This is a genomic window from Streptomyces sp. P5F9, assembly GCF_057961495.1.
Genome location: NZ_JBXVPZ010000671.1, coordinates 1 through 3,897 on the forward strand (window position 1 = coordinate 1; position 3,897 = coordinate 3,897).

The 3,897-nt window shown below is 68.7% G+C and carries 4 protein-coding genes; 1 reads left to right on the forward strand and 3 read right to left on the reverse strand.

The window, feature by feature from the left end:
* A partial coding sequence (locus tag AC31A1_RS48200; protein WP_489659392.1) for an RNA polymerase sigma factor occupies positions 1-531 on the forward strand: 531 nt, incomplete at its 5' end.
* A 404-nt stretch (positions 532-935) separates the two neighbouring features.
* Here AC31A1_RS48200 and sucD read toward each other — a convergent pair.
* The 3 genes from sucD to AC31A1_RS48215 form a co-directional block, all read right to left on the reverse strand.
* Complete coding sequence (gene sucD, locus AC31A1_RS48205) at positions 936-1,820, reverse strand: succinate--CoA ligase subunit alpha (RefSeq protein WP_019066811.1); 885 nt, start codon at positions 1,818-1,820, stop codon at positions 936-938.
* A 21-nt stretch (positions 1,821-1,841) separates the two neighbouring features.
* Complete coding sequence (gene sucC, locus AC31A1_RS48210) at positions 1,842-3,020, reverse strand: ADP-forming succinate--CoA ligase subunit beta (RefSeq protein WP_489659393.1); 1,179 nt, start codon at positions 3,018-3,020, stop codon at positions 1,842-1,844.
* 411 nt (positions 3,021-3,431) lie between these two features.
* Positions 3,432-3,605 (reverse strand): hypothetical protein, encoded by a 174-nt coding sequence (locus AC31A1_RS48215; RefSeq protein ID WP_489659394.1) that lies wholly within the window; start codon positions 3,603-3,605, stop codon positions 3,432-3,434.
* Positions 3,606-3,897 lie beyond the last annotated feature (292 nt).

Genomic DNA, 3,897 nt, shown 5'->3' on the forward strand with positions numbered 1-3,897 from the left:
GCGTCCGACCGCGCCCTCCTGACCGCCCTCCTCAAGCTCCCGCCGTCGTACCGCCGCACGCTTCTCCTTTACGACGGGGTCGGGCTCGGTCTCGCGGAGACCGCGGCGGAGACGGAGGCGAGTACGCCGGCGGCGGCCAACCGGCTGCTGCACGCGCGCGAGGCCATCGCCGCGCAGTTGCCCGACCTGTCCGACCCGGCGGAACTGCACCGGCGGATGACCGAACTCGCCTCCACCGGGCGGCTCCACGCGGCCAAGCCGCCGACGGTTCGTTTCGTCGGCGAACGCCGGACCGTGTTCTGGACCCGGGCGGCGATCGCGTTCACCGTCGCGATCATTGGGGCGACGACGTTCACCCTGCGGGTTGCGCCCACGCATTACGAGGCACCGGTGCCGTTGGGGGAACGGGTGGAGGGGGTGCCTGCGCGCGTTGTGCAGGGTGCGTTGTCGGACGAGGAGGTCTCTCTTCGGGACCGGTCGCGGACCGGGATGACGAGCGGCCCGGAGAGGCTGGCGCCGCTGAGTCGGTAGTTCGCCGGCCGCGGCCCGGTGGGGGCTGGTCGCGCAGTTCCCCGCGCCCCTAAAAGACGTGCGCTGGCCTGCTTTTTTCAGGGGAGCGGTTCCCCGCGCCCCTGAAACGCAGGCCGGTTTCAAGGGGCGCGGGGAACTGCGCGACCAGCCACGACGCACCCGCAGCCGCCGAACAACCGGACCACGCACCCCAGAACGCGCCAATAAACCTGCCCCAACCCTTTTAGCAGGCCCGTTCTTTTAAGGGGCGCGGGGCTGTGTGGGATTTGCGGCTACCGCCGCGTGGGCGCGACCGGCCACAACGCCCCCGCAGCCGCCACACAACCCGACCCGGCACCCCAGAACGCGCCAATGGGCCCGCCCCCACCCAGGGGAACGGGCCCATCAACGTGAAGCCGGGTAGATCAGCCGGCCAGGATCTCGCGGGCGAGCTTGGCCGTCTCGGTCGGGGTCTTGCCGACCTTGACGCCGGCGGCCTCAAGGGCCTCCTTCTTCGCGGCGGCCGTGCCGGAGGAACCGGAGACGATGGCACCGGCGTGGCCCATGGTCTTGCCCTCGGGCGCGGTAAAGCCCGCGACGTAACCGACGACCGGCTTCGTCACGTTCTTCGCGATGAAGTCCGCGGCCCGCTCCTCCGCGTCGCCACCGATCTCACCGATCATCACGATCAGGTCGGTGTCGGGGTCGGCCTCGAAGGCAGCCAGAGCGTCGATGTGGGTGGTGCCGATGACGGGGTCGCCACCGATGCCCACCGCCGACGAGAAGCCGATGTCACGCAGCTCGTACATCATCTGGTACGTCAGCGTGCCGGACTTCGAGACCAGACCGATACGGCCCGGCTTGGTGATGTCGCCCGGGATGATGCCGGCGTTCGACTGGCCCGGGGTGATGAGACCGGGGCAGTTCGGGCCGATGATCCGGGTCTTGTTGCCCTTGGCCACGGCGTACGCGTAGAACGCGGCCGAGTCGTGGACGGCGATGCCCTCGGTGATGACGACCGCGAGCGGGATCTCGGCGTCGATGGCCTCGACGACGGCGGCCTTGGAGAAGGCCGGCGGTACGAAGAGGACGGATACGTTCGCGCCCGTCTTCTCGATCGCCTCGGCGACCGTGCCGAAGACCGGGATCTCGGTGCCGTCAACGTCGACGGACGTGCCCGCCTTACGGGGGTTCACGCCACCGACGATGTTCGTGCCGTCGGCCAGCATGAGCTTGGTGTGCTTCATGCCCGTGGAGCCGGTCATGCCCTGGACGATGACCTTGCTGTCCTTGGTGAGGAAGATAGCCATGGCTGTTTTGTCCCTCGTCCCTTACTTCGCAGCCGCGAGCTCGGCGGCCTTGTCGGCCGCGCCGTCCATGGTGTCCACGCGCTGGACCAGCGGGTGGTTGGCGTCGGAGAGGATCTTGCGACCCAGCTCGGCGTTGTTGCCGTCGAGGCGGACGACGAGGGGCTTGGTGACTTCCTCGCCCTTGTCCGCGAGCAGCTGCAGCGCCTGCACGATGCCGTTGGCGACCTCGTCGCACGCGGTGATGCCGCCGAAGACGTTGACGAAGACCGACTTGACGTCGGGGTCGCCGAGGATGATCTCCAGGCCGTTCGCCATCACGGCCGCGGACGCGCCGCCGCCGATGTCGAGGAAGTTGGCCGGCTTCACGCCACCGTGGGCCTCACCGGCGTACGCGACGACGTCCAGGGTGCTCATGACGAGACCCGCGCCGTTGCCGATGATGCCGACCTCGCCGTCGAGCTTGACGTAGTTGAGGTTCTTCTCCTTGGCGGCCGCCTCAAGCGGGTTCGCCGAGTCCTTGTCCTCAAGCGCCGCGTGGTCCGCCTGGCGGAACTCGGCGTTCTCGTCCAGCGAGACCTTGCCGTCGAGCGCGATGACGCGGCCGTCGGCGACCTTCGCGAGGGGGTTGACCTCGACGAGGAGGGCGTCCTCCTTGACGAAGGTGTCCCACAGGGTCACCAGGATCTCGGCGACCTGCTCCGCGACGTCGGCCGGGAACTTGGCCTGCGCGACGATCTCGCGGGCCTTCTCGATGCTCACGCCCTCGTTGGCGTTGACCGGGACCTTCGCGAGCGCCTCGGGGTTCTCCTCCGCGACGACCTCGATCTCCACGCCGCCCTGGACGGACGCCATGGCGAGGAAGGTGCGATTGGTGCGGTCGAGGAGGTACGAGACGTAGTACTCCTCGACGATCTCGGGCGCGGTCTCGGCGATCATCACCTTGTGGACCGTGTGGCCCTTGATGTCCATGCCGAGGATGTCCGTCGCACGCGCGACGGCCTCGTCCGGGGTGGCGGCGAGCTTCACGCCACCGGCCTTGCCACGGCCGCCGACCTTCACCTGGGCCTTGACGACGGACTTGCCACCGAGCCGCTCGGTGGCTGCGCGGGCCGCCTCAGGCGTGTCGATGACTTCACCGGCCAGCACCGGTACATCGTGCTTGGCGAAGAGGTCCCTCGCCTGATACTCGAACAGGTCCACGCGCTTCCGTCCTCAGTGATATCGCGGTTCGTTGGATGCGTGGGCGTGCCGCGAAGGGCAACGTGACGTCCGCTGTCACAAGGGAGGCGCACACGGTGACCGAGCGCGCGGCATGTCCGTCTCGCAGGTTATCGCTGCTTGCAGGGGGCCCCTAAATCGAGGGTCACACCTGAGCGGTGATACCTGTCACATGATGCCGGATTCTGTGACACGGAGTGCCGCGGGCGGGACCTTCGGGCAGGTCGTTCGGGTGGGTGGTTCGAGTAAGTAGTTCGGTGGGTGGTTCGGGTGGACGGTTCGGGCGGGGCCTCACCGGGTTGGGGTTGGCCCGGCGAGGCCCCATACCGTGAGACGCGCTCCGGACAGACCGACGGCATTCGGCCGTCCGGGGTCACTGCCTCACGGAGTCGGTCACTCCCAGTGCCGAACGGTCCGGGCGCAGACATTGCGTGCGGCCCGTGCACCCTGGATGGCCGCGGCGGCCCTGACCCGGGACCCTCTCGGGACGGAGACCACGGCATCGACGAGGCGTCGTCGGAGTTCGGCCGGGGTGATGTCGATGTTCGTGCTCGTGTTGCTGCTCATGCGTACGTCGGTTCCTCAGGCGTTCCAGAAATGGAGACATGGCGACATTCCGGGCAGCTCACCTGCCGGAAAGGCCCTGCCTAGCCTGGGAAAACGGGAACGTCCCGGTATCTGTCCCGGATCTCCGGCGCGTCCGCCCTCGCGACAACGCCGGGCACGAACCGCACGGGCACCCGGAGGTCCAGGGTCACAACGTGCGCGTCACAGTGCCGCGAGCCGCCGTTGTCCACACCCGGCTGACTGCGCTGCGCGCCGTCGGGGTCATCGGTGGGTGCCTGGTGCGGGGTGGGGG

Bases quoted from the DNA above. Each gene is read 5' to 3' on its own strand.
- sucD (WP_019066811.1), bottom strand. From the start codon at position 1,820: ATGGCTATCTTCCTCACCAAGGACAGCAAGGTCATCGTCCAGGGCATG.
- AC31A1_RS48215 (WP_489659394.1), bottom strand. From the start codon at position 3,605: ATGAGCAGCAACACGAGCACGAACATCGACATCACCCCGGCCGAACTC.